25 protein-coding genes are annotated in these 23,532 nt (G+C 67.5%); 13 read left to right on the forward strand and 12 right to left on the reverse strand.

Going from position 1 to position 23,532, the window contains the following annotated elements:
• Window positions 1-355 precede the first annotated feature (355 nt).
• The 5 genes from BRO63_RS34305 (at window position 356) to BRO63_RS23670 (ending at window position 3,984) form a co-directional block, all read left to right on the forward strand.
• Window positions 356-514: a DUF5993 family protein gene (locus tag BRO63_RS34305; protein ID WP_013395673.1), complete on the forward strand. Its 159-nt coding sequence runs from the start codon at window positions 356-358 to the stop codon at window positions 512-514.
• 10 nt (window positions 515-524) lie between these two features.
• The gene (locus tag BRO63_RS23655; protein ID WP_088142152.1) at window positions 525-1,097 is read left to right on the forward strand and encodes a disulfide bond formation protein B; all 573 of its coding nucleotides are present in this window, start codon (window positions 525-527) and stop codon (window positions 1,095-1,097) included.
• A 104-nt stretch (window positions 1,098-1,201) separates the two neighbouring features.
• Entirely contained in the window at window positions 1,202-1,723 is a 522-nt protein-coding gene (gene purE / locus BRO63_RS23660; RefSeq protein ID WP_013395671.1) for a 5-(carboxyamino)imidazole ribonucleotide mutase, read from the forward strand.
• 5 nt (window positions 1,724-1,728) lie between these two features.
• On the forward strand, window positions 1,729-2,919 hold the full coding sequence (locus BRO63_RS23665; RefSeq protein WP_088142153.1) for a 5-(carboxyamino)imidazole ribonucleotide synthase: 1,191 nt from the start codon (window positions 1,729-1,731) through the stop codon (window positions 2,917-2,919).
• Between the two features lie 12 nt (window positions 2,920-2,931).
• Window positions 2,932-3,984 (forward strand): L-threonylcarbamoyladenylate synthase, encoded by a 1,053-nt coding sequence (locus tag BRO63_RS23670; RefSeq protein WP_088142154.1) that lies wholly within the window; start codon window positions 2,932-2,934, stop codon window positions 3,982-3,984.
• Between the two features lie 10 nt (window positions 3,985-3,994).
• Here the strand turns inward: BRO63_RS23670 and BRO63_RS23675 are convergent, their stop codons facing one another.
• The 4 genes from BRO63_RS23675 to BRO63_RS23690 are packed head-to-tail and all read right to left on the reverse strand — an operon-like array spanning window position 3,995 to window position 7,188.
• A complete protein-coding gene (locus BRO63_RS23675; RefSeq protein ID WP_088142155.1) occupies window positions 3,995-4,822 on the reverse strand; it encodes an IclR family transcriptional regulator domain-containing protein in 828 nt (275 codons plus the stop codon).
• The gene (locus tag BRO63_RS23680) at window positions 4,822-5,463 is read right to left on the reverse strand and encodes a 3-oxoacid CoA-transferase subunit B (RefSeq protein WP_088142156.1); all 642 of its coding nucleotides are present in this window, start codon (window positions 5,461-5,463) and stop codon (window positions 4,822-4,824) included. The genes BRO63_RS23675 and BRO63_RS23680 overlap by 1 nt, the downstream gene beginning before the upstream one ends.
• Window positions 5,464-5,490: 27 nt before the next feature.
• The gene (locus BRO63_RS23685; protein WP_059380203.1) at window positions 5,491-6,171 is read right to left on the reverse strand and encodes a 3-oxoacid CoA-transferase subunit A; all 681 of its coding nucleotides are present in this window, start codon (window positions 6,169-6,171) and stop codon (window positions 5,491-5,493) included.
• Between the two features lie 18 nt (window positions 6,172-6,189).
• Window positions 6,190-7,188, reverse strand: a complete 999-nt coding sequence (locus BRO63_RS23690) for a Bug family tripartite tricarboxylate transporter substrate binding protein (protein ID WP_088142157.1) — start codon at window positions 7,186-7,188, stop codon at window positions 6,190-6,192.
• Window positions 7,189-7,521: 333 nt separating this feature from the next.
• On the opposite strand from BRO63_RS23690, the gene BRO63_RS23695 reads away from it, so the two are divergent.
• The 7 genes from BRO63_RS23695 to BRO63_RS23725 all read left to right on the forward strand — a co-directional run bounded on the left by BRO63_RS23695 (window position 7,522) and on the right by BRO63_RS23725 (window position 14,742).
• Window positions 7,522-8,544, forward strand: coding sequence for an amino acid ABC transporter substrate-binding protein (locus BRO63_RS23695; RefSeq protein WP_088142158.1), 1,023 nt, complete (start codon window positions 7,522-7,524; stop codon window positions 8,542-8,544).
• Between the two features lie 121 nt (window positions 8,545-8,665).
• The gene (locus tag BRO63_RS23700; protein WP_088142159.1) at window positions 8,666-9,532 is read left to right on the forward strand and encodes an IclR family transcriptional regulator; all 867 of its coding nucleotides are present in this window, start codon (window positions 8,666-8,668) and stop codon (window positions 9,530-9,532) included.
• Between the two features lie 271 nt (window positions 9,533-9,803).
• Window positions 9,804-10,712: an arginase family protein gene (locus BRO63_RS23705; RefSeq protein ID WP_088142211.1), complete on the forward strand. Its 909-nt coding sequence runs from the start codon at window positions 9,804-9,806 to the stop codon at window positions 10,710-10,712.
• 42 nt (window positions 10,713-10,754) lie between these two features.
• Window positions 10,755-11,543: an ABC transporter substrate-binding protein gene (locus BRO63_RS23710; RefSeq protein WP_088142160.1), complete on the forward strand. Its 789-nt coding sequence runs from the start codon at window positions 10,755-10,757 to the stop codon at window positions 11,541-11,543.
• 30 nt (window positions 11,544-11,573) lie between these two features.
• Entirely contained in the window at window positions 11,574-12,266 is a 693-nt protein-coding gene (locus BRO63_RS23715; RefSeq protein ID WP_054451450.1) for an amino acid ABC transporter permease, read from the forward strand.
• 4 nt (window positions 12,267-12,270) lie between these two features.
• Entirely contained in the window at window positions 12,271-13,023 is a 753-nt protein-coding gene (locus BRO63_RS23720) for an amino acid ABC transporter ATP-binding protein (RefSeq protein ID WP_054451448.1), read from the forward strand.
• A gap of 159 nt (window positions 13,024-13,182) precedes the next feature.
• Window positions 13,183-14,742, forward strand: a complete 1,560-nt coding sequence (locus BRO63_RS23725) for an acetolactate synthase large subunit (protein WP_088142212.1) — start codon at window positions 13,183-13,185, stop codon at window positions 14,740-14,742.
• Here the strand turns inward: BRO63_RS23725 and BRO63_RS23730 are convergent.
• The 8 genes from BRO63_RS23730 to BRO63_RS23765 form a co-directional block, all read right to left on the reverse strand.
• The gene (locus BRO63_RS23730; protein WP_088142161.1) at window positions 14,739-15,449 is read right to left on the reverse strand and encodes an ABC transporter ATP-binding protein; all 711 of its coding nucleotides are present in this window, start codon (window positions 15,447-15,449) and stop codon (window positions 14,739-14,741) included. The genes BRO63_RS23725 and BRO63_RS23730 overlap by 4 nt on opposite strands.
• A complete protein-coding gene (locus BRO63_RS23735) occupies window positions 15,446-16,210 on the reverse strand; it encodes an ABC transporter ATP-binding protein (protein WP_088142162.1) in 765 nt (254 codons plus the stop codon). The genes BRO63_RS23730 and BRO63_RS23735 overlap by 4 nt, the downstream gene beginning before the upstream one ends.
• Window positions 16,203-17,276 (reverse strand): branched-chain amino acid ABC transporter permease, encoded by a 1,074-nt coding sequence (locus BRO63_RS23740; RefSeq protein WP_088142163.1) that lies wholly within the window; start codon window positions 17,274-17,276, stop codon window positions 16,203-16,205. Before BRO63_RS23740 ends, BRO63_RS23735 begins: the two co-directional genes overlap by 8 nt.
• A 2-nt stretch (window positions 17,277-17,278) precedes the next feature.
• A complete protein-coding gene (locus BRO63_RS23745) occupies window positions 17,279-18,160 on the reverse strand; it encodes a branched-chain amino acid ABC transporter permease (protein ID WP_088142164.1) in 882 nt (293 codons plus the stop codon).
• 31 nt (window positions 18,161-18,191) lie between these two features.
• A complete protein-coding gene (locus tag BRO63_RS23750; protein ID WP_088142165.1) occupies window positions 18,192-19,352 on the reverse strand; it encodes an ABC transporter substrate-binding protein in 1,161 nt (386 codons plus the stop codon).
• 37 nt (window positions 19,353-19,389) lie between these two features.
• Window positions 19,390-20,214, reverse strand: coding sequence for an alpha/beta fold hydrolase (locus BRO63_RS23755; RefSeq protein ID WP_088142166.1), 825 nt, complete (start codon window positions 20,212-20,214; stop codon window positions 19,390-19,392).
• A complete protein-coding gene (locus BRO63_RS23760; RefSeq protein WP_088142167.1) occupies window positions 20,211-21,770 on the reverse strand; it encodes a benzoate-CoA ligase family protein in 1,560 nt (519 codons plus the stop codon). Before BRO63_RS23760 ends, BRO63_RS23755 begins: the two co-directional genes overlap by 4 nt.
• A gap of 76 nt (window positions 21,771-21,846) precedes the next feature.
• The gene (locus BRO63_RS23765; protein WP_088142168.1) at window positions 21,847-22,317 is read right to left on the reverse strand and encodes a DUF4863 family protein; all 471 of its coding nucleotides are present in this window, start codon (window positions 22,315-22,317) and stop codon (window positions 21,847-21,849) included.
• A 180-nt stretch (window positions 22,318-22,497) separates the two neighbouring features.
• On the opposite strand from BRO63_RS23765, the gene BRO63_RS23770 reads away from it, so the two are divergent.
• On the forward strand, window positions 22,498-23,406 hold the full coding sequence (locus BRO63_RS23770; RefSeq protein WP_042794737.1) for a helix-turn-helix transcriptional regulator: 909 nt from the start codon (window positions 22,498-22,500) through the stop codon (window positions 23,404-23,406).
• Window positions 23,407-23,532 lie beyond the last annotated feature (126 nt).

The raw sequence follows: 23,532 nt of genomic DNA on the forward strand, positions 1-23,532 counted from the left end.
CGGGATTCCGATGCTCGCCCCGGTGGGGCTGCGCTTCGGATCCCTCCGTCCGGCCACCGGCTCACGGCATCTGCCCATGAACGGGCCTGAAACCAATGCATTAGGCGACTCTCAGCCGAGGCTGCCCGGAGCCATCCGAAGCGCAGCCCCATTGGGGCGAGCATCGGAATGGCGCAGGGCGGCCTCGGCGGCTACAGAACCCTGGCATCCGCAAGCTCGAAGCCCTGCCGCTCCGCCCCCCGAAAGTGCTTGCCTACAAGGGTTGTCAGGGCTTTCGATAGGATTTATTGCGAATTGTGACGTTATAATTCCCGGCTGCTTGCATGGGGACGTTCCCCAGAAAGGAGCTCCCAGCATGGTAATGATGTTGCCTTTCCTGACTGGCCTGATCGCGGTGTGGTTCGGCATGCTAGGCCGGCGCCGCCCCTGCGTGACCTTCTGGCTGCTGACGCTGGCGCTGTTCGCCGCCTGGTGCCAGTACCACATGACCAGCCCGCTGGCCTTGTCGTTCTGAGGGCGGGGCGATGATCTTCTCTCGCAATCCCGCGCGCGGCTCGCGCATCCTGAACGGCCTGGCGCTGCTGGGCGTCACCGGCGCCCTGGGCATGGCCTTCTTCTGGCAGATCGCCTACGACGAGTTGCCTTGTCCGCTGTGCCTGTTGCAGCGCGTGGCGCTGTTGCTTGCGGGCGTGGGCTTTTTGCTGAACATGCGGCTAGGGCCTTCGCCCATGCACTATGCGATGAGCATCGCGGCCGCATTGGGCGGCATGCTGGCCGCGGGCCGGCAGGTGCTGCTGCACATCGCGCCGGGCGATCCGGGCTATGGCTCGCCGCTGCTGGGCCTGCACTTCTACACCTGGGCGTTCATCGCCTTTGCCGCCATTATCGTGTTCTGCGCGCTGATGCTGACGATCGACCGCAAGTGGGGCGACAACATGCTGCGCAAGCCCGTGTCGGTGCTGGGCGTGCTGGTCATGGCCCTGTTTTTCCTGATGGCGCTGGCCAATGTGGGCAGCACCACGCTGGAGTGCGGTTTCGGGCCCTGCCCGGACAACCCCGCCAGCTATCAGTGGCTGGATTCCGCCGCCGCCACATAGCCCCGCGCTCGCGCCGGGTAAAATACCGGGTTTCGCGGCATCCGTCCGCGGTCCTTTGACTTTCCGCGGCCTTGCGCCGCGGTCTCAACTCTACGACACCGGTTATGACAGCCAAGACTTCCGCAGCGGCAGAGGCCACCCCCGTGGTGGGCGTGATTATGGGTTCTTCCAGCGATTGGGAGGTCATGAAGCACGCGGTCACCATGCTGGAGGACTTCGGCGTTCCCCACGAGGCGCGCGTGATTTCCGCGCACCGCATGCCGCAGGACATGGCTGAGTACGGCGCCGAGGCGCATGCGCGCGGCCTGCGCGGCATCATCGCCGGCGCCGGCGGCGCGGCGCACCTGCCGGGCATGATGGCGGCGCTGACCGAAGTGCCGGTGTTCGGCGTGCCGGTGCCGTCCAAGTACCTGCGCGGCGAGGACTCGCTGCTGTCCATTGTGCAGATGCCCAAGGGCGTGCCGGTGGCCACGTTTGCGATCGGCGAAGCCGGCGCCGCCAATGCGGCGCTGCACCTGATCGCCACCCTGGCGGGCACGGATGCCGGCTTGCACAAGAAACTGGTGGCGTTCCGCGCGCGCCAGACGCAAGCCGCGCGCGACATGAAGGTTCCGCCCGAGGCCTGATCAGAATGACTCAATCGACTGCTTTCATGATTGCCCCCGGCGGCTGGCTGGGTTTGTTGGGCGGCGGCCAACTGGGCCGCATGTTCTGCCACGCGGCCCAGAGCCTGGGCTACAAGGTCGCGGTGCTGGATCCGGCCGCCGAATGCCCGGCGGGCATGGTGGCCGACCTGCACATCCAGGCGGCCTATGACGACGAGGCCGGCCTCGAGCGCCTGGCCCATGCCTGTCAGGCCGTCACCACCGAATTCGAGAACGTGCCCGCGGCCAGCCTGCGCACGCTGGCCACGCGCTGCCGCGTCAGCCCGGCGGCCGACGCCGTGGCCATCGTGCAGGACCGCATCGCCGAAAAGACCTTCATCGCCGCGCAGGGCATCCCGGTGGCGCCGCACGCCGCCATCCGCAGCGAGGCCGACCTGCGCGCCGCGCCGCAGAACCTGTTCCCGGGCATCCTGAAAGTCGCCCGCCTGGGTTACGACGGCAAGGGCCAGGCCCGCATCGACACGCGCGAGGAAGCGCTGGCCGCCTTCGCCGAATTCGGCGGCGTGGCCTGCGTGCTGGAAGCGCTGATGCCGCTGGATTACGAGATTTCCGTGGTCCTGGCGCGCGGCTTTGACGGCGCCAGCGTGGTGTTCCCGGTGGCGCGCAACGTGCACCGCGACGGCATCCTGGCGGTGTCGACCGCCGCGCCCGTGCAGCAGGACGCGGCCCACGCCGAACGCCAGGCCCGCGCCACGCAGGCCGCGCAAGCGATCGCGCAGGGCCTGGGCTACCACGGCGTGCTGTGCGTGGAGTTTTTCGTGCTCAAGGATGGCAGCCTGATCGTCAACGAGATCGCGCCGCGTCCGCACAATAGCGGCCACTACACCATGGACGCCTGCCTGACCAGCCAGTTCGAGCAGCAGGCGCGCGCCATGGCTGGCCTGCCGCTGGGCGGATCCGATCTGCTGGCGCCCGCCGTCATGCTGAACATCCTGGGCGACATCTGGTATCCGTCGGCCACCGCCACGGCGCAGCGCGAACCCGATTGGGCCGCCGCGCTGGCCGTGCCCACCGCCAAGCTGCACCTGTACGGCAAGCGCGAAGCGCGCCGCGGCCGCAAGATGGGCCACATCACGATCGTGGCGCCTACCCTGCAGCAGGCCCGCGACGACGCCGCCCGCGTGGCGGCGGCGCTGGGCATGCAGGCTCCCGAGTAAAGCGCGGACGCCATGACTTCCTTGCCCCCGTCTGCTTCCGCCAGCGCCGCGGAGATCGCCCAGGCCGCGCAGCGCATGCTGGACGGCGAGTTGGCCGCATTCCCCACCGAGACCGTCTACGGCCTGGGCGCGGACGCGGAGAACCCGCAGGCGGTCGCCAAGATCTATGCCGCCAAGGGCCGGCCTTCCAACCATCCCGTCATCGTGCACATCGCGCCGCAAGGCGATTTGTCGTACTGGGCGGCGGAAGTGCCGCAAGAGGCGCGCCTGTTGATCGACGCGTTCTGGCCCGGTCCGCTTACGCTGATCCTCAAGCGCGCGCCGCACATCGTCGACACGGTCAGCGGCGGCCAGGACAGCATCGGCATCCGCTGCCCCTCGCATCCGGTGGCGCAGGCGCTGCTGGCGGCGTTTGCCGCGGGCAAGCCTAACGGGCAGGGCGGCGTCGCGGCGCCGTCGGCCAACAAGTTCGGCCAGGTGTCGCCGACGCGCGCCGAGCACGTGCGCAGCGAGTTCCCCGAGGAAGTCGCGGCCGGCATGCCGGTGCTGGAAGGCGGCGCTTCGGATGTAGGCATCGAATCCACCATCCTCGACCTGTCGCGCCTGGACCGCGGCGCCGGCCCCGTGCTGCTGCGTCCCGGCCACATCAGCGCCGCGCAGATCGAAGCGGTGCTGGGCGTGCAGGTCTTCGCGCCCGACGCCGCCGCGCCGCGCGCCTCGGGCACGCTGAAGGCGCACTACGCGCCGCGCACGGCACTGGAGCTGGCCTCGGACGCGCGCCTGCGGGACGTGGTGCAGGGGCAGGGCCTGCCCGAGGGCAAGGTCGTGGTGGTCGCCTACGGCGATCGGCCCGATGCGCTCGACGGGCGGGTGCAGTGGCAGGGCGTGCCCGCCGATCCGGCGCGCTATGCGCAGGCGCTCTACGGGCTGTTGCGCGACCTGGACAAGCAGGGCTACGCCCGCATCATTGTGCAGGCGCCGCCTGCCACCGATGACTGGCACGCGGTCAACGACCGCATCGGCCGCGCCGCCGCCGCCTTCACGCTGGACACGACGGATCTGTGAGGCTCGAGCCTCACGCCGCCAGGAACTCCCCGATCCGCTCCACCGCCTGCCGTAACGGCGGCAGGAAATCTTCCGTCAGCCGGTTCAGCGGCACCCGCGCCGCCTTGACGCTGACGTTGACCGCGCCGCAGGCCTTGCCGCTGGCCGAGCGCACCGCCACGGAAATGGCGCGCACGTTCAGTTCCAGCTCCTGGTCGACGACGGCGTAGTCCTGCTCGCGGATGCGGGCGAGTTCCGCGCGCAGCCCGTCTTCGGAGACGATCGTGAATTCGGTGTACGGCTGCAGCTCGGTCGCGGCGAAGTAGCGGGCCAGCGCCGGTTCCGGCAACTGCGCCAGCAGCACCCGGCCGATGGAGGTGCAATACGCCGGCAGCCTGCTGCCCAGCCCCATCGAGGTCGCCAGCAGGCGGGTGACCTCGGAGCGCGCCAGGTACAGCATTTCGTGGCTTTCCATGATGGCCAGCGCGCAGGTTTCGTTGATCGTGGCGCTCAGTTCTTCCAGCACCGGCTGCGCCAGCGAGACGAAGGGCGTGGACGAGAAATAGGCGTAGCCCAGGCCCAGGATGCGCGGGGTCAGCACATAGAGCCTGCCCTGCTGTTCGGCGATGCCCAGCAGGATCAGCGTGTGCAGGCAGCGCTGCACCACGGCGCGCGGCAGGCCGGCGCGGCGGCTCAGTTCGGCTGCGGTCTGCGGATGGCGGCGCGTGCCGAAGGCGCGGATCACATGCAGGCCGCGCGCCAGCGTCAGCATGTAGTCCGGATCGCCGCGCAGCTGGTCGGGGTGATCTTCCGCCGCGAGCGGCGCGGCATAGCCGGGCGGGGGAAGATTGGGCCGCATCAGGCTGCGCGCAGTGGCGCGCCGGTGCGCGCCTGTAGGGCTGAGAGGGTCATGCCGTCGATCATATCCCGAACCAGCAGCCCGCCAGGCGTGACCTCGATGACGGCCAGGTCGGTATAGATGCGGTCCACCACGCCGGCGCCCGTCAGCGGATAGGTGCAGCGGTCGACGATCTTGGGTTCGCCGCTTTTGCTGTTGTGTTCCATCATGATGTAGACGCTGCGCGCGCCCACCGCCAGGTCCATGGCGCCGCCCACGGCCGGCGCTTCTCCCGGCTTGGCCAGCGACCAGTTGGCCAGGTCGCCGTTGGCGGCGACCTGCATGCCGCCCATGACGCAGATGTCCAGATGGCCGCCGCGCATCATCGCGAACGAATCCGCATGATGAAAGTACGCGCCGCCCTCGAGCAGGGTCACGGGCTGCTTGCCGGCGTTGATCAGGTCCAGGTTGATGTCGGCCTCGGCGGGCGGCGGGCCCATGCCCAGGATGCCGTTTTCGCTGTGCAGCACGATCTCGCGGCCGGCCGGCAGGTGGGCGGCCACCAGCACCGGCATGCCGATGCCCAGGTTGACATAGCTGCCGTCGGGTATGTCCTGGGCCAGGCGGCGCGCCATGGCTTCGCGGGTCAGGGGTTGGAACATGCGGATTCCTTTGCGGTTCGGCCAGCCCTAGCTGGAAAAGGCGGCGTTGGCGACCTGGGTGACGCGCTTGACGAAGATGCCCGGCGTCACCACGGCTTCGGGCGAGAGCTCGCCCAGCGCGACCTTGGCGCGCACCTGCACGATGGCGGTCTTGGCCGCCATGCACATGACGGGCCCGAAGTTGCGCGCGCTCTTGTTGTAGGTGAGGTTGCCCCAGCGGTCGGCCAGGTCGGCCTTCACCAGCGCGAAGTCGCCGTGCAAGGGGTGTTCGAAGACGTGGCCGCGGCCGTCGATCATGCGCGTTTCCTTCCCGCGCGCCAGCTCGGTGCCGTAGGCCGTGGGCGTGTAGAACCCGCCCAGGCCGGCGCCCGCCGCCCGCAGGCGTTCGGCGATGGTGCCTTGCGGCACGCATTCCAGTTCGATGCGGCCCTGGCGGTAGAACTCGTCGAAGACCCAGGAGTGCGAGGCCTTCGGAAACGAGCAGATCACCTTGCGCACGCGGCCAGCCTTGATCAGCGCGGCCAGGCCGGTTTCGTGGTTGCCGGCGTTGTTGCTGACCACGGTGAGTTCGCGCGCGCCCTGCGCGATCAGCGCGTGGATCAGTTCGGTGGGCATGCCGGCGCCGCCGAAGCCGCTGATCAGCACGGTGGCGCCGTCGTGGACGTCCGCGACGGCTGTTTCTGGGGTGTCGTAGAACTTGTCGATCATGGCGGGGCTCCTGCGCGCTCAGTCCACGGTGATGCGCGCCTGCTTGATGATCCCGGCGTAGCGGGTCGAGTCCGTCTTCATCAGCTCGGCGAATTGCGCGGTGGTGCCGCTGGCCGGCAGAAAGCCCGCGTCCAGGAATTTCTGCCTGACGTCGGGTTCCTTGACGATCTCGCTGATCTCGCGCGCCATGCGGTCCACGATAGCCGCGGGCGTGCCGGCCGGCGCCATCAGCCCGGCCCACGAGCCGGTGACGAAGCCGGGCAGGCCGGCTTCCTCCATGGTCGGGATCGAAGGCTCGGTCGGCCAGCGCGCCTTGCCGGTGAATGCCAAGGCCTTCAGCCGGTTCTGTTTGACGTACTGCATGGGCACGAGGATCGGGTCGAACACCATGGATACCCGGCCGCCCAGCAGGTCGGCCAGGATGGGCGCGCTGCCCTTGTAGGCCACGTGCGTCATCGTGATCTTGCTTTGCAGCGCGAAGTCGGCGCCGGTCAGGTGCGCGCTGGAACCGTTGCCGCTGGAGGCGTAGGTGAGCTTGTCCGGATTCTTGCGGGCATAGTCGACCAGTTCGGCCACCGTCTTCACGGGAATGTCCTGGGCCACGAACAGGAACAGGGGCAGGTCCGCCATCTGCACCACCGGCGTCAGGTCGGCGGGTTTGTAGCCCAGCTTGTACAGGTGGAAATTGATGATGTAGGCCGGAAGAATGGACAGGAAGGTGTAGCCGTCCGGCTCGGCCTTCGCCGCGATGGCCGAGCCCACGCTGCTGTTGGCGCCGGGGCGGTTCTCGATGATGATGGTCTGCTTCAGGCGCGGGCCGAGCTTGTCCATCACGATGCGGGTGACGATGTCGGTCGAGCCGCCGGGCGTGTACGGCACGATGATCTTGATCGGCTTGCTGGGCCAGTCATCCGCCGCATGGACGGCGCCGGCCGCCAGCCCGGCCGCGGCCAGGGTCGCGCCCAGCAGGGTTTTGAGAGTGCTGCGGCGGGACGGCAAAGTGCTTGCATATGCCATGGGTTGGTCTCCTCCATGAGTCGGCCGCTGGCGAGAGCGCGGCCGTTATTGTCGGGATTGCGGCGCCGGCAGCGGCGGGCCCGGGACGCGAAAAAAAGTATGGCATCAGGGCCTGCGGGGATCACGGCTTGGCGAGCGGATAAAGTTCGGTGACCGGACAGCTCTGCAATCTGTTGGAACGGCGGCCTGCCTGCGGGTTTCCACTAGGCGCCTTCGCGTTGTTCACGCCGTGGACATGGCTTAATCTGGCGGCCGGCCCAGTAAGGCAGGGCTCGGTTTCAACCGCAGCCGGCTTACAAGCCGGCGCGGGCATCCATCTCAGGAGAAGCGATCATGAAGCGGTCCATCTTGTTTGCAGCCGGCGCCTTGGCCCTGGCTTGCGCATCCCAGGCGGCGGTGGCGGGGCCCACCCTCGATGCCGTGAAGAAAAAAGGATTCGTGCAGTGCGGCCTGACCGACGGCGTATCCGGTTTTTCGGCCACCAACAGCAAGGGCGAATGGGAAGGCATGGACGTGGACATCTGCCGCGCGGTCGCGGCGGCGGTGTTCGGTGATCCGACCAAATTCAAGGGCACGCCGCTGTCCACGCAGCAACGCTTCACCGCGCTGCAATCTGGCGAAGTGGACGTGCTGCTGCGCACCGTCACGCTGACGCAGACCCGCGATACCTCGCTGGGGCTCGCCGCTGTGGCCGCCAGTTTCTACGACGGCCAGGGCATCCTGGTGAACAAGAAGCTGGGCGTGAAAAGCGCCAAGGAGCTCAACGGCGCCACGGTCTGCGTGCAGCCCGGCACCACCACCGAGCTCAACCTGGCCGACTGGTTCCGCACCAACAACATCGAGTTCAAGCCGGTGGTGATCGACAAGGTGACCGAAGTCGTGCGCGCCTTCGAGTCGGGCCGCTGCGACGCCTTTACCGACGACTCCTCGCAACTGGCCGCCGTGCGCGCCACCCAGGTCGCCAAGCCGGACGACTACGAGATCCTGCCGGAGCGCTTCTCCAAGGAGCCGCTGGGCCCCATGGTGCGCCAGGGCGACGAGAACTGGCTGGGCATCGTGCGCTGGACGCTGTTCGCGTTGATGGAAGCCGAGGAATACGGCATCACGCAGAAGAACGTGGACGAAATGTTGAAGAGCAAGAACCCCAACGTCTTGCGCATCCTGGGCGTGACGCCGGGGGCGGGCAAGAACATGGGGCTGGATGAAAAATGGGCCTACAACGCCATCAAGGCGGTGGGCAACTACAGCGAAGTGTTCGAGCGCAACGTCGGCAAGGACAGCAAGCTCGGCCTGCAACGCGGCACCAACGCGCTGTGGAACAACGGCGGCGCCATGTATCCCTGGCCGATCCGCTAAGGTTCGCGCCCGTCAAGACGGCCCGGTAACCCGGGCCGTTTTTTATGGCATCGCCACGCGATACGCATGAACCGTAATGCGGTACGCTATGCGCTTTCCACCGGACGCCCCATTACGCGCCATGACGCAGACCCGCAACGCCGAGGATTCCCCATTGTTCATCGCCGCGCTGGCGCGCGGCGTTTCTGTCCTGCGCGCCTTCAGCGAGGGCCAGCCCGCCATGACCTTGCCGGAACTGGCGGAAGCGACGGGACTGAGCAAGAGTTCGGTGCAGCGCTTCACCCACACGCTGTGGACCCTGGGCTATCTGCGCAAGGATCCCGTGAGCAAGAAGTTTTCGCTGGGGCCCTGGTCGCTGGAGCTGGGCATGAAGTACGTGCAGACCAGCCCGCTGGTGCTGGGCGGCAATCCCTTCCTGCACACGCTCAACCGCAACAGCCAGGAAACCTGCAGCCTGGCCGAGCCCGACGGCTTGGACATGGTCTACGTGGCGCGCTTTGCCACCCACAAGGAAATGTTCGTGAACATGCCGGTGGGCATGCGCTTGCCGCTGTATTGCACGGCGGCAGGTCGGGCGGTGCTGGCCAGGCTGGATCCCGGCGTCGCGCGCGATTTCCTGGAACGCTGCGACCGCAAGGCTTACACGGCCGCCACCATCACCAGCATGGACGAGCTCCTGGCCGAGCTGGAGTTTGCCCGCCGCCATGGCTATGCGCGCTCCAACGGCGAGTTCTACCCGGGCGACATCACGGTCAGCGCCGCGGTACTCGATGCGGGTGGCACGCCGGTAGGGGCGGTCAACGTGTCGGTCCCGTCCAGCCGCTGGTCGTTCGACCAGGCGCAGGCAGTGTTTGGTCCGCAAGTGGTGGAAACGGCGCACGCCATCAGTGCGTCGCGCACGCTGGGGCGGTCGCGCCCCTTCTATGAGATGGAGCCGCCAGGCGGCGCGCTGCGCGACGCGATGCCGTTCGCGGGCGACGAGGTCTGATTCCGCGGCGGGCAGGGCGCAGGCGCCTCGCGCCTGCGTGCCTTTTATTCATACTGATTTAGTCGGATATAAAACAACCGATTAGGGGAAACTCCCTAATTGGCTGGATGCTTGTACGCGCGCTACTCTTATTTCGACACGTTCATATCGCACAGCGATTTGATTGAATCTAAATAGTGATCCCGATCTTGTCCATGACAGCGGGTCGTCACACAGGAGCCGAGTTGTGCAGCAGCCAGCCGAAGTCCGTTTTCATCCCGTCGCCGGGTTCATGGGCCTGCCTTCCGCACGCGCCGCCGGCACGGGGGCCGCACGCGCCTGCGTGGTGGGCATCCCCTTCGATTGCGGCACGCATCCGTTCCGGGTGGGTTCGCGCCAGGGGCCGGACGCGATCCGCGAGCAGTCCAGGCTGCTGCGTCCGGTCGACATCTTCCGGCGCCACGGCATCGACAATCCGCCGGAATTCCTGCGCGCGATCGATGTGGGCAATGTGGCCTGCCATCCGGGCGATCCGGACGCCTCCTATCCGCTGATCGAGGCCGGCATCGGCGCCATCCTGGATTCGGGCGCCATACCGATTTCCATGGGGGGCGATGGCGCGGTCACGCTGCCGCAGCTGCGCGCCGTGGCGCGCCGCCATCCGGATTTCGTGGTGCTGCATTTCGATTCGCACACCGACACCTATCCCATCCCTGGCTACAACACGGCCACCACGTTCACGCGCGCCGCCGAAGAGGGGCTGCTGGACGTGGCCTCCAGCTTCCACGTGGGCACGCGCGGCAGCTCCTTCATGCCGGGGGTGCTGGAGTTCGGGCGCGAGGTCGGCTACACGATCCTGCCTTACGACGATTTCGACCAGGACCAGAAGGGCGCGCTGGAACAGATCAAGCAGCGCATCGGCCAGCGTCCGGTGTACCTGTGCTTTGACATGGACATCTTCGACCCCTCCTGCGCGCCGGGCGTGTGCACGCCGGAATGGGGCGGGCTCTCGGCCAAGGAAGGGCTGGCGCTGCTGCGCCAGCTCGCGGGCCTGAACTTCGTGGCGTTCGACGTGAACACCGTGTCGCCGCCGCAAGACGTGCAGGGGGCCACGGCTTTCCTGGCGGCCACCGTCATGCAGGAATTCTGCGCGCTGGCGGCGGTGGCGGTGCAGCAGTATCCGCAGGGGCGTCCGGCCTGAGCCGGCAGCGCCACGCCGATAACTTCATTCAAGGGGAAAACGATGAAATTCAAATCCATCCTGTTGGGCCTGGCTGCCGCCAGCCTGCTGGTCCATGCCGGCGCGCAGGCGCGCACGCTGGACGAGATCCGCGCGGACCAGAGCTTGAACGTGGTCACCACGGCGTCCGCGCCGCCGCACGGCTTCAAGAATCCGAAGTCGAACCAGCTGGAAGGCATCATGGTGGACGTGGCCGCGGCCGTGGCCAAGCACCTGAAGGTGTCGGACAAGCTATCCGATGTGCCGTTCTCCGGCTTGATTCCGACGCTGACCTCGGGCCGCGCCGACGTCATGTCGGCGCCGCTCTTCATCACCGAGGAACGCGCCCGCGCCATCGATTTCTCGGCGCCGGTCTATGAATGGGGCGAGGGCATCGTGGTCAGCGACAAGGCCGACAAGAAGTACGCCAAGTTCGAAGACATGAAAGGCCAGCGCGTCGGCGTGCTGGTGGACTCGGTGCAGTTCAACATGATCAAGGACATGCCCGGCACCAAGGTGTCGACGTACCAGGACTATTCCACGCTGCTGGCCGACGTGCGCGCTGGCCGCATCGACCTGGGCATCGTGGACCCGCCCAGCATCATCTACCAGATCAAGACCAAGAACATCCCCGGCGTGAAGCTCGACACCGGCTATCAGCCGCAGCGCAAGTGGCAGGTCGGCATGGCGGTGCAGAAGGGCAACGCCGCATTGCTGGAGGCGGTCAACGGCGCGCTGGCCCAGATGAAGCAGAACGGCGAGCTTGCCGCCATCGGGCAGAAGTGGGGCGTGGCCGACCTGATGAGCAAATGACGCCACAACGGCACGGATAAGGAGCACGACTTGGATCTCGCGACCCTGCGCATGTACCTGACCCCCCTCGCCGAGGGCACGGTCTGGACCCTGGCGCTGTTCTTCTCTTCGGCATTCCTGGCGGTGGCCCTGGGCCTGGTCGTCTGTCTGTGCCGCCTGTCGCCGTCGCGGCTGCTCAGCCGCGGCGCGCGTTTCTACATCGATGTGATACGCGGCACGCCGCTGCTGCTGCAGCTGTTCTACATCTACTACGGCCTGCCCGAAATGGGCGTGGTCATCAACGGCTTCGTTGCCGGCGTGCTGGGCCTGACGCTGAACTTCGGCGCCTATCTGGCCGAGCTTTTCCGCAGCGGCATCCAGTCCGTGGACAGCGGCCAGTACGAGGCGGCGCGCGCGCTGGGCCTGGGCAAGGTGCAGCGGCTGCGCCGCATCGTGCTGCCGCAGGCCTTGCGCACCGTGTTCCCGGCGCTGGGCAACTACGCGCTGGTGCTGATCAAGGAAACCTCGCTGGTGGCCGTCATCAGCGTCTACGAGCTGATGCGCGCGGGCGAAATGCTGGCGGGCGCCACCTTCCAGGCGCTGACCGTCTACACCATGGTGGGCGTCATCTACTTCGCCATGTGCAGCGTGCTGTCCTACGTGTTCCGCCGTTCCGAAAAGCGCCTGACCGTGCCGGGCTACTGGAGCGGCGCCGGCGAAAACCATGACATTTCCAAGGCCTGATGCGATGGATGGATTGAACTACGCCGCCCCTATCATCACGATGCAGGGCGTATGCAAATGGTATGGCGACTTCAAGGTGCTGGACGAGCTGGCGCTGGAGGTGCTGCCGGGGGAAAAGCTGATCCTGTGCGGGCCGTCCGGCTCCGGCAAGTCCACCACCATCCGGCTCTTGAACCGGCTCGAGGAACACCAGCAGGGCCGCATCGTCGTCGACGGCATCGAACTGAACGACGACCTGAAGAACATCGAGCGCATCCGCGCCGAGGTTGGCATGGTGTTCCAGCATTTCAACCTGTTTCCGCACCTGACCGTGCTGGACAACTGCACGCTGGCGCCGATGCTGGTGAAGGGCGTGCCGCGCGAGGAAGCCGAGGCCCGCGCCATGGAATACCTGGAACGGGTCAAGATCCCGCAGCACGCGTCCAAGTATCCGGGCCAGCTGTCCGGCGGCCAGAAGCAGCGCGTGGCGATCGCGCGCGCCCTGTGCATGCGGCCCAAGATCATGCTGTTCGACGAGCCCACCTCCGCGCTGGACCCCGAGATGGTCAAGGAAGTGCTGGACACCATGGTGGCGCTGGCGCGCGATGGCATGACCATGGTGTGCGTGACGCATGAAATGGGTTTCGCGCGCGAGGTCGGCGATCGCGTGGTCTTCATGGACCAGGGCGCCATCGTCGAAGCCGACACGCCGGACAATTTCTTCCGCGCGCCGCGCACCGAACGCGCGCAGGCCTTCCTGGGGCAGATACTGGGTTGACCGGGGTATTCAAATTCCGTTTGGCGGAACCTGCGGAATGGTTCCATGACGGCGGCCTGAAATGGCTCTAGCCGGTTTCGGCTACGCTACCTATCATGCATGTCACGCGGGCGCGCATGCGCCCATGCACCGCCAATGGAAAACGATCAGGGAAAAACGATGAACGGCGCTGATAGTCTTTGCGATACCTTGCTGGCCAACGACGTGGACGTTTGCTTCGCGAACCCCGGCACATCCGAAATGCATTTCGTCGCGGCATTGGATCGCAAGCCGAAGATGCGCTGCGTGCTGGGACTGTTCGAAGGCGTGGTGACGGGCGCGGCCGACGGCTATGCGCGCATGGCCGACAAGCCTGCCGCCACTCTCTTGCACCTGGGGCCGGGGCTGGGCAATGGCCTGGCCAACCTGCACAACGCCAAGCGCGCCCGCACGCCCATGGTCAACATCGTGGGCGACCACGCCACCTATCACGTCCAGTACGACGCGCCGCTGACCAGCGACGTCGAGGGTGTCGCGCGCCCGATGTCGCATTGGGTCAAGCGCACCACCAAGGCCGCCGACCTGTCCGCCGATGCGGCCGAGGCCGTGGGCGTGGCGCGCCGTTCGCCGGGCAATATCGCCACGCTGATCCTGCCGGCCGACGCGGCCTGGACGGATCTGCCGGAAAACGGCGCTGCGCCGGTGCTGGCCAAGAGCGAGGCTTTGGCGCAGACCTCGGAGGAAGCCGTGCGCGCGGCGGCCGCCGCGATCCGCTCGGGTGAAGTCACGACGCTGATGCTGGGCGGTTCCGCACTGCGCGAGCGCGCGCTGAACGCCGCCGGCCGCATCGCGCGCGCCACCGGCGTGCGGCTGGTGTCGGAAACCTCCAACCGCCGCATCGAGCGCGGCGGCTCGCGCACGCCGGTGGACCGCCTGCCGTACCCGATCGACCTGGCGGTGGCCAAGCTGAAGGACGTGCGCCATCTGGTGCTGGTGGGCGCGAAAGCGCCGGTCGGCTTCTTCGCCTATCCCGGCAAACCCAGCCTGCTGGCGCCGCCCGACTGCAAGCAGGTGGTGCTGGGCACGCCCGAGCAGGACCTGGCGCATGCGCTGGAGTGGCTGGCCGACGAGCTGGGCATCGCCCAGGACGCGCCGCGCCTGGCGGCCGCCCCCGCCAACTACGAGGTGCCCCAGTCCGGCAAGCTGACTGGCGCCGCCGTCAACATCCTGGTCGCGCACCATCTGCCGGAGCAGGCCATCGTCTGCGACGAGTCCATCACCCAGGGCCGCGAATTCCCGCTCTACAGCGTCAACAGCGCGCCGCACGACTGGCTGATGCTGACGGGCGGCGCCATCGGCATCGGCCTGCCCATGGCGACGGGCGCGGCGGTCGCCTGCCCGGACCGCAAGGTCATCACCCTGCAGGCCGACGGCAGCGGCATGTACACCTTGCAGGCATTGTGGACGCAGGCGCGCGAGAACCTGGATTGCCTGACCGTGATCCTGGCCAACCGTTCCTACGCCACGCTGCACGGCGAGATGAAGAACGTGGGCGTGCAGGAACCGGGCCGCAACGCCCGCCGCATGCTGGACCTGGAGGAACCGTACCTGGACTGGACGCATCTGGCGCGCGGCATGGGCGTGGAAGCGGTCAGCGTGGACACGGTGGAAGGATTCGCGCGCGCGCTGCAGGAAGGCCTGAAGCGGCGCGGCCCGTTCCTGATCGAAGCGGTGATCTAAACGCCCAGATAGCGCGTCAGCTGCTCGGGCTGCCGGGCCAGCGACGCGCTGTCGCCGTCTTGCACGATCTGGCCTTTTTCCATGACCAGGCAGCGGTCGGTGTGTTCCAGCACGGCGCGGTAATTGCGGTCCACGATCAGCGTGGACATGCCGCTGGCGCGGATCTGCCGGATGATCTTCCAGATCTCGGCCACGATCAACGGTGCCAGGCCCTCGGTGGCTTCGTCCAGGATCAGCAGTTCGGGATTGGTCATCAGCGCCCGGCCGATGGCCAGCATTTGCTGCTCGCCGCCCGATAGCTGCTGGCCGCCATGGCCCAGGCGTTCCTGCAGGCGCGGGAACACCTCCAGCACGCGGGCGTAGGTCCAGTCCTGGCGGCCGTCGCGGCCGGCGCGCGCCGCCACCTGCAGGTTCTCGCGCACGTTCAGGTTGGGAAAGATGCCGCGCCCTTCGGGCACATAGGCCACTCCCAGGCGGGCGATGGCGTGCGGCTGCGCGCGGGTGCAGTCGCGGCCGTCCACGCGCACGCTGCCCCGGGTGCTTCTGACGTGGCCCATCAGGCTGCGGATCAGCGTGGTCTTGCCCATGCCGTTGCGGCCCACCAGGCCCACGGATTCTCCCGGCGCAATGTGCATGTCGACGCCGCGCAGCACATGGCTGGCGCCGTAATGGACGTGCAGGCCGCCGGCTTCGATCAATGCGGTCATACGCTGGCTCCATGGCTGTCTTCGCCCAGGTAGGCGGTGCGCACGTCGGGGTTGGCGCGGATCGCGTCTGGCGTGCCGCTGGCGATGGCGGCGCCGTTGACCATGACGGTGATGGTTTCGGCAACGCGGAAAACCGCGTCCATGTCGTGCTCCACCAGCAGGATGGCGTGGCCGGGCTTGAGTGCTTCCAGCAGCTCCAGGATGCGGTCGGTTTCCTCGGGGCCCATGCCGGCCAGGGGTTCGTCCAGCAGCAGCACCTGCGGTTCGCCGGCAAGGCACATGGCGATTTCGAGCTGGCGCTTGCGGCCGTGCGGCAATAGCCCGGCCTCGCGCGCGGCGTCGTCCGCCAGGCCGGTGCGCTCCAGCGCGTGGCGCGCAAGCTCCGCGCTGTGGCGGCATTCGGAGGCGGACCGCCACCAGTGCCAGAAGCGCTGGCGGCGGGCCTGGGCGGCCAGCCTGCAGTTTTCGAACACGCTCAGTTCGGGAAAGATGGTGGAACGCTGATAGCTGCGGCCCAAGCCCGCGCGCGCCCGGTCGGGCTGGCGCCAGGCCGTGATGTCGCGTCCGCCCAGCATGACCTGGCCGCTGCTGGGCGCGAGTTCGCCCGATAGGATGTTGATCAGCGTGGACTTGCCCGCGCCGTTGGTGCCGATGACGGCGTGGACCTGGCCGCGCTGCAATTGCAGCGACACGCCGTTCACCGCCGTCAGGCCGCCGAAGCGGCGCGTGACCGCGCTTGCGGCAAGCAGGACGTCAGACATGGGGCTCTCCCTGGATGGGCAGGCGGGCGGGGGCGGGCTGGCGGCTGGCGCCGGCTGCGTCGGGCTTGGGCGAGGAGGGGCGGTCCTGGACCTGGGCGGCGTCGCGGCTGGCGCGGCGCTGACGCAGCTGCGCCGGCAGTCCGGCCAGGCCGTTGGGCAGCAAGGCCACCAGCGCGATGATGGCCAGGCCCAGCGGCAGATGCCAGTGGCGCGCGTATTCGCCGAAAATCTCCTGCGACTGGAACAGTTCCTGCAGCAGCACCAGCGTCACGGTGCCCAGCACCGCCCCGCCCAGGCTGCCCATGCCGCCCAGGATCACCATCAGCAGCACCAGGCCCGATTGTTCCCAGGCCAGCAGCTCGGGCGTGACGAAGCCGTCTTTCAGGGCGAACAGAAAGCCCGCCAGGCTGGCCAGCGTGGCGCCGATGACATAGGCGGCGAGCTTGTACGGATAGGTCGAGTAGCCGGCCGCGCGCATGCGCTGTTCGTTGATGCGGATGCCAGCCAGCGCGGCGCCGTAGGGCGAGCGCCGCAGCAGCGCCAGGAAGCCCCAGGTCAGCGCCAGGCAGGCCAGCACGAAGAAGTAGAAGGTCCGGGCATCGCCCAGGTCGAACGGCAGCCAGCCGCCCACCGAAAGCTCGGGCCGGAAGTACAGGTAGATGCCGTCGCTGCCGCCGCCGATCTTGGTGTCGTGGAACACGTAGTAGGCCATCTGCGAGAACGCCAGCGTCACCATGATGAAGTACACGCCGCGGGTGCGCAGCGCCAGCGCGCCGGTCGCCAACGCGTAGGCCGCGGCGGCGAGCAGGGCGGCCGGCAGCAGCCACCACAGGCCGGCGGCTTCGGATTCCGGCGAGAGCAGCGCCGCGACGTAGGCGCCGATGCCGAAGAAGGCGGCGTGGCCCAGACTGACCAGTCCCGCGCCGCCCACCAGCAGCTGCAGGCTGAGCGCGAAGATCCCATAGATCATGATCTTGATCGCCAGGCCGGTGTAGTAGTCGCTGCCGCTCCAGGAAAAAACGGCCAGCGCCAGCAGCGCCGCAATGGGCAAGAGTCGGTTCAACATGGTCAGCCCTGCTTGAACAGCCCTTCGGGCTTGCAAAGAAGTATGAAAGCCATCAGCAGGTACACCAGCACGCCTGCCGCGGACGGGAACAGCACCTGGCCGAAGGTCTCCACCACGCCCACCAGCATCGCCGCCAGGAAGGCGCCGCGGATCGAACCTATGCCACCGATCACGACCACCACGAAGCAGATGATGAGCACGCCGTTGCCCATGCCGGGATAGACCGAGGACACCGGCGCGGCGATGCTGCCCGCCAGGGCCGCCAGCGCCACGCCCGCCGCGAATACCAGGCGGTATAGCTTGTTGATGTCTATGCCCAGCGATCCGATCATCTCGCGGTTGCTGGCGCCGGCCCGCAGCATCATGCCCAGCCGCGTGCGCGTGATGACCCAATACAGCAGCAGCGCCACCGCGATGCCGACGGCAGAAATGAACAGCCGGTAGACCGGATAGGTCATGACGTCGCCCAGCGCGATGCTGCCCTGCAGCCAGGCGGGCAGGGGCACGCCGTGCACGTCATTGCCCACCAGGATGCTGCGCAGTTCTTCGAAGACCAGGATCAGGCCGTAGGTCATCAGCACCTGCTGCAAGTGGTTGCGCTTGTACAGGTAGCTGAAGAAGGCGGCCTCCAGCAGATAGCCCAGCGCGCCGGCGGCCAGCACGCAGAGCGCCAGCGTGGCCAGGAAACCGCCGCCCAGCCAGCGGTCGACGGCCGGTCCCAGCGCGAACGCCATGTAGGCGCCGATCATGTAGAAACTGCCGTGGGCAAGATTGATGATGCCCATGATGCCGAAGATCAGCGTGAGTCCGCTGGCCACCAGGAACAGCAGCAAGCCGTACTGGAAAGCGTTCAGGCTTTGAATGAGCATGATGCTGATGTCCATGGGGCCTCCCTGTGGCGGATTGCGCTTGGCGTCAGAGCTTGCAGCCGCGGGCCGGATCGGCCAGCTTCTTCACGGCGACATCCACGACCTTGTTTTCCAGCCCGTCGACGCGGCGCAGGTAGATGTCCTGCACGGGGTTGCCCGCGCTGGACAGCGTGAAGGGGCCGCGCGGGCTGTCCACCGTGGCGCCGCGCATGGCCTTGCGGAAATCCTCCTTCTTGGCGAAGTCGCCCTTGACCGCGGCCAGGCCCGACTGCATCAGCTGCGCCGCGTCATAGCCCTGCACCGCATAGACGTCGGGCTGCGCCTTGTAGGCCTTGCTGTAGTCGGCGCGGAAGGCATTGTCGCGCGGCGTGTTCAGGCCGTCGGCATAGTGCAGCGTGGTCAGCAGGCCTTGCGCCGATGCGCCCTGGGCCTCCAGCGTGCCGTCGGTCAGGAAGCCCGAGCCGTACAGCGGGATGGTCTTGCCCAGGCCGGCCGCATGGTAGTCCTGCACGAACTTCACGGCCCCGCCACCGGCGAAGAACGTGAACACCATGTCGGGCTTGAGCGCCGCGATCTCGGTCAGCAGCGGCTGGAATTCCACGTTTGGAAACGGCAGGCTCAGTTCCTTCACGACCTTGCCGCCGGCCTTCTCGAAGCCTTCCTTGAAGCCGCCGATAGCTTCGTCGCCGGCGGCGTACTTCCAGGTGATGGTGACGGCCGTCTTGTGGCCCTTGGCGAAGGCCACCGGACCCATGGCGTAGGCCGGCTGCCAATTGGTGAACGAGGTGCGGAAGATGCCCGGGCCGCACAGCGGGCCGGTGATGGCGTTGGCGCCCGCATTGGTCACGATCAGCGTGGTGTCGGCGTCCTTGGCGGCCTTGGCCAGCGCCATCGCCACGCCCGAGTGCACGGTGCCGATCAACACGTCCACCTGGTCGCGCTTGATCAGGCGGTTGGCGTTTTCGGCGGCCTTGGCGGGGTTGGACTCGTCGTCCACCTTGAAGTATTCGATCTCGCGTCCGCCCAGCTTGCCGCCTTGTTCGGCGACGTACAGCTTGAAGCCGTTCTCGATGGCGTTGCCCAGCGCGGCGTAGGTGCCGCTGTAGGGCAGCATGAAGCCGACCTTGATCTTGTCGGCGGCCTGGGCGCCGGTGGCGGCGAGCGTCAGAGCCGCGGCGAGCGCAGCCCGGTTCAGGGCGTGGTTCATGGTTAGTCTCCGTGCTTGTTATGGGCCGACGCAGAGGTCAGCGGGGTTTTTCCAAGCCGCCGACGAAGCCGGCGACGGCCTGGATAACGCGGGCTGGCTGGTCCCTGTGCGCCGAGTGGCCGCAGTCGGGCAGTTCCAGCAGTTCGGTCTGGGGCGCAAGCCGGCGTATGCCGCGTATCTGCGCCAGGCTGCCGTATTCGTCGTCCACGCCTTGGATGGCAAGCACGGGACAGGCGATGCGGGGCAGGTAGTCGTCCAGGTTCCAGCGGCGGAAGGCCGGGTCCAGCCAGATGTCGTTCCAGCCCCAGAACGCCGAATCCGGGTCCGCGTGATGGCGGCCCAGCCGGGCGCGCAGGTCCGTTTCCAGATAGGCCTGGCGCGCCTGCGCGATGCTGTCGACCGACACGTCTTCGACCAGGATATGGGGGGCGGCGGCCACCACGCCGGCGACGGCGTCCGGATGCATGGCGGCGTACAGCAGGGCGATGGAGGCGCCGTCGCTGTGGCCGAACAGCACCGGCTTGTCCTGCCGGGCGTCCAGGTCCAGGGCGCGCAGCAACGCGGGCAGTACGTCGCGCGCCTCGCGTTGCATGTAATCCACCGGCCGCTTTTCTTCGGAGCGCAGCGGCGTCGATTGTCCATATCCCAGACGCGAATACACCAGGCCGCGGCAGCCAGCGGCCTCGCAGACTTGCCGGGGCCAGTCCTTCCACATGGACACCGAACCCAGTCCTTCGTGCAGGAACACCAGCAGCGGGGCGCCGGGGCGATCGGACCCGATCCACTGGCATTCCAGCCGCAGGTCTCGTCCGCCGGCATGGAACTCGGCAAACACGGTCTCGGCCACGGCGCAGGCGTTCATGGCGTGGCCTCTTCCAGCTGGCGCAAGCGGAAGCGCTGTATCTTCCCGGTGGCCGTCTTGGGCAGTTCTTCCGTGAAATTGATCTGGCGCGGATACTTGAACGGCGCCAGATGCTGCTTCACGTAGTTCTGCAGCGCGGCCCCGGTCTGCGCGTCGGGCTCGAAGCCGGGGCGCAGCACCACGTAGGCCTTGGTCTTGACCAGCCCGTCGTGGTCCGGCACGCCGATCACGGCCGCTTCCAGCACGGCCTCGTGCTGCACCAGGATGTTCTCGACCTCCACCGGCGATACATACTGGCCGCTGACCTTGATCATGTCGTCGCTGCGCCCGGCATAGGTGTAGTAGCCGTCCGCGTCGCAGGTGTACTTGTCGCCGCTCTTGAGCCAGTCGCCCAGGAAGCACTGGCGCGTCTTGTCGCGGTTGTTCCAGTACATCAGCGCTGCGCTGGGACCCTTGATGTAGAGGTCGCCGATGGCGCCGGGCGGCACCGGGGCGCCGTTCTCGTCGCGCAGTTGCACTTCGTAGCCGGGCACGGGCTTGCCGGTGGTGCCGTAGCGCAGCTGCCCGGTCTGGTTGGAGATGAAGATGTGCAGCATCTCGGTGGAGCCGATGCCGTCCAGGATCTCGCAGCCGAAGTGGCGCGTGTAGCGTTCGCCGATATCACGCGGCAGCGCTTCGCCGGCGGACGTACAGATGCGCATGGCGACCTGCTCGCGCGCGGGCAGGTCGGGCGAGGCCAGCATGCTGGCGTACAGCGTGGGCACGCCGTAGAACACGGTGGGCCGGTGCTGGGTCAGGCGTTTGAAGACCGCCTGCGGCGTGGGGCGTTCGCCCATCAGGATGACGGTCGCGCCCACCGATAGCGGAAAGGTCAGGCCATTGCCCAGGCCATAGGCGAAGAACAGCTTGGCGGCCGAGAACACCACGTCGTCCTCGCGGATGCCGAGCACGGGCTTGGCGTAGAGCTCGGCCGTGTGCCACAGGTTGCCGTGGGTATGGACCACGCCCTTGGGCTTGCCGGTGGAGCCGGACGAGTACAGCCAGAACGCGATCTCGTCGGATAGGGTGCGCGCCGCCGGTGCAAGCGGCGCGGCGGCCAGCAGCGATTCGAGTTCGCGCGCGCCTTCGGGCAAGGGGCCGGCGGGCTGCGAAACCACCAGGTGTTCGACATCGGCGGCGGCCTGCCCCAGCGCGGTCTGCACCACCGGCAGCAAGGCGCCCGACGCGAACACGGCGCGTACCCGGCTGTGGCCGATGATGTAGGCGTAGTCGTCCGCGGTAAGCAGGGTGTTCACGGCCACCGGCACCACGCCCGCATGCAGCGCGCCCAGGAACACCACCGGCCAGTCTACGGTGTCCTGCATCAGCAGCAGGATGCGCTCCTCGCGCCGCAGGCCCAGCTGGCGCAGCGCGCCGGCCATGCGCGCCACCCGTTCCGCCAATTCGCCGTAGCTGATCTGGCGGGTGTCGTCGATGTAGGCCGGCTTGGCGGCGCGCGGCGCATTGAGCGCCGCCAGGTGGCTGGCGAAGTTGAGTTCGGCGGGACAGGCGTTCACGGTTGTCTCCTGATGTCCTGTGGGGTGGAAGCCGCGCTGTGTGTGTTTTTCTGGCGGTGGGGTGGGGCGGGGCCTCTCAGGTGCGCGTGAATTCGATGGCGCCGCCCGGCAGCAGATACAGCACCAGCGCGCGGCCGCCGCTCACGGTAGGGCTGTGCGCGCTGCCGGGGCCGTAGACCAGCCAGCCGGCGCCGTGGCCGTCGAAGCGGGCGCCCTCCGTCAGCGGCATGATCATGTCGATCTCGCCATTGGGGTGCGCGTGGTGCGGGCCGGCCAGGTCGTTCATGTCGACCACGTCCACCGAGCAGTCCGCCAGGTCGGGCGCGGGCTTGATGACGCGGCCGTAGCGGATGCCGCCGCCTTCCCGGCCGCACATCCAGCCCTCGGCCACGCCTTGCCTACAGGTGGCGTAGATCTCCTGGAACAGGGCGCTTTGGGGGCCGGCCTCGCGGTTCAGGCATTCCTGCAGCGCCGCGTCCAGCGGCTGGCCTTGCGTCAGGCGCGCTACCTCGCGCATCAGGGCATGGAATTGGTCAGGCGTACTCACCGGGCTCCTCCTTTACACTGTCGGCGCTTCAGAATCGAGATGAAATCGACTGCTGTTTTGTTGCGCGTGAGCCGAGCCGCTTTGGACTCGATGGAGGAAAAATAGTGCTTCCATTGATCAGGGTCAAGCACTATAGTGCATAAAACGTGGTAATCAGGGTTTTTGCGGAGTCACGTAAACATGAATCAAGCGCTAGACGCGGCGCCATCCGAACCCAGGCGGGAGGCGTTCCTGGTGGCATTGGGCGAGCGGGTGCGCCGCCTGCGGGCCATACGCGGCATGACCCGCAAGAGCCTGTCGCAGGTCACCGGCGTATCGGAGCGCCACCTGGCCAACCTGGAGCACGGGGTGGGCAACGCCTCCATCCTGGTGCTGCTGCAGATCGCCCGCGCCTTCAACTGCGCGCTGGCCGAACTGGTGGGCGACGTGACCACGGAATCGCCCGACTGGCTGCTGATACGCGAATTGCTCAGCGGCCGCACGGAATCCGACCTGCAGCGCGCGCGCGAAGCCCTGACCCAGCTGTTCGGCGTGGGGGCGGGGGCGCAGCGCCCCAACCGCACGCAGCGCGTGGCGCTGATCGGCCTGCGCGGCGCGGGCAAGTCCACCCTGGGCCAGATGCTGGCCGACGACTTGGGCTACCCGTTCGTGGAATTGAATCGCGAGATTGAGCGCGTGGCCGGGTGCAGCATCCTGGAGATCCATAATCTGTACGGTCCCAACGCCTACCGCCGCTACGAACGGCGGGCGCTGGAAGAGGCCGTGCAGATCTACCCGGAAATGGTGCTGGCCACGCCGGGCGGGCTGGTGTCTGAACCCGCCACCCTGAACCTGCTGCTGGCGCATTGCTACACGGTATGGCTGCGCGCCACGCCCGAGGAACACATGGGCCGGGTCATGGCGCAAGGCGATTTCCGTCCCATGTCGGGCAACAACGAGGCCATGGCGGACCTGAAGCGCATCCTGGCCGGACGCGAGGCCTTCTACGCCAAGGCGGATCTCACCTGGGTCACCAGCAACCTGGACGTGCAGGAAAGCTTTGCCGGCCTGCGCACCCAGGTGCGCAAGGCCTGCGGCCTGCCGCTATAGGCGGATTCGATGCCGGCCGGGCCGGCAATATGCATTTTTGTGCATGCCCCGCTTGACGGGGCTTTTTTTGTCCTCTAATCTGCACAATAATTCATGTCGTGCAGTATTTTTCCTGTTTTGACAGGA

The organism is Achromobacter xylosoxidans (assembly GCF_002192695.1).
GTDB classification, from domain to species: Bacteria; Pseudomonadota; Gammaproteobacteria; order Burkholderiales; family Burkholderiaceae_B; genus Achromobacter; species Achromobacter xylosoxidans_C.

Coding starts and splice junctions, on each gene's coding strand:
- BRO63_RS23670 (WP_088142154.1), top strand. CDS start 2,932: ATGACTTCCTTGCCCCCGTCTGCTTCCGCCAGCGCCGCGGAGATCGCC.
- BRO63_RS23755 (WP_088142166.1), bottom strand. CDS start 20,214: ATGAACGCCTGCGCCGTGGCCGAGACCGTGTTTGCCGAGTTCCATGCC.
- BRO63_RS23675 (WP_088142155.1), bottom strand. CDS start 4,822: ATGCGGCCCAATCTTCCCCCGCCCGGCTATGCCGCGCCGCTCGCGGCG.
- BRO63_RS23710 (WP_088142160.1), top strand. CDS start 10,755: ATGAAATTCAAATCCATCCTGTTGGGCCTGGCTGCCGCCAGCCTGCTG.
- purE (WP_013395671.1), top strand. CDS start 1,202: ATGACAGCCAAGACTTCCGCAGCGGCAGAGGCCACCCCCGTGGTGGGC.
- BRO63_RS23705 (WP_088142211.1), top strand. CDS start 9,804: ATGGGCCTGCCTTCCGCACGCGCCGCCGGCACGGGGGCCGCACGCGCC.
- BRO63_RS23690 (WP_088142157.1), bottom strand. CDS start 7,188: ATGGCATATGCAAGCACTTTGCCGTCCCGCCGCAGCACTCTCAAAACC.
- BRO63_RS23740 (WP_088142163.1), bottom strand. CDS start 17,276: ATGTTGAACCGACTCTTGCCCATTGCGGCGCTGCTGGCGCTGGCCGTT.
- BRO63_RS23665 (WP_088142153.1), top strand. CDS start 1,729: ATGACTCAATCGACTGCTTTCATGATTGCCCCCGGCGGCTGGCTGGGT.
- BRO63_RS23730 (WP_088142161.1), bottom strand. CDS start 15,449: ATGACCGCATTGATCGAAGCCGGCGGCCTGCACGTCCATTACGGCGCC.
- BRO63_RS34305 (WP_013395673.1), top strand. CDS start 356: ATGGTAATGATGTTGCCTTTCCTGACTGGCCTGATCGCGGTGTGGTTC.
- BRO63_RS23745 (WP_088142164.1), bottom strand. CDS start 18,160: ATGGACATCAGCATCATGCTCATTCAAAGCCTGAACGCTTTCCAGTAC.
- BRO63_RS23680 (WP_088142156.1), bottom strand. CDS start 5,463: ATGTTCCAACCCCTGACCCGCGAAGCCATGGCGCGCCGCCTGGCCCAG.
- BRO63_RS23695 (WP_088142158.1), top strand. CDS start 7,522: ATGAAGCGGTCCATCTTGTTTGCAGCCGGCGCCTTGGCCCTGGCTTGC.
- BRO63_RS23700 (WP_088142159.1), top strand. CDS start 8,666: ATGACGCAGACCCGCAACGCCGAGGATTCCCCATTGTTCATCGCCGCG.
- BRO63_RS23735 (WP_088142162.1), bottom strand. CDS start 16,210: ATGTCTGACGTCCTGCTTGCCGCAAGCGCGGTCACGCGCCGCTTCGGC.
- BRO63_RS23750 (WP_088142165.1), bottom strand. CDS start 19,352: ATGAACCACGCCCTGAACCGGGCTGCGCTCGCCGCGGCTCTGACGCTC.
- BRO63_RS23720 (WP_054451448.1), top strand. CDS start 12,271: ATGGATGGATTGAACTACGCCGCCCCTATCATCACGATGCAGGGCGTA.
- BRO63_RS23725 (WP_088142212.1), top strand. CDS start 13,183: ATGAACGGCGCTGATAGTCTTTGCGATACCTTGCTGGCCAACGACGTG.
- BRO63_RS23770 (WP_042794737.1), top strand. CDS start 22,498: ATGAATCAAGCGCTAGACGCGGCGCCATCCGAACCCAGGCGGGAGGCG.
- BRO63_RS23655 (WP_088142152.1), top strand. CDS start 525: ATGATCTTCTCTCGCAATCCCGCGCGCGGCTCGCGCATCCTGAACGGC.
- BRO63_RS23685 (WP_059380203.1), bottom strand. CDS start 6,171: ATGATCGACAAGTTCTACGACACCCCAGAAACAGCCGTCGCGGACGTC.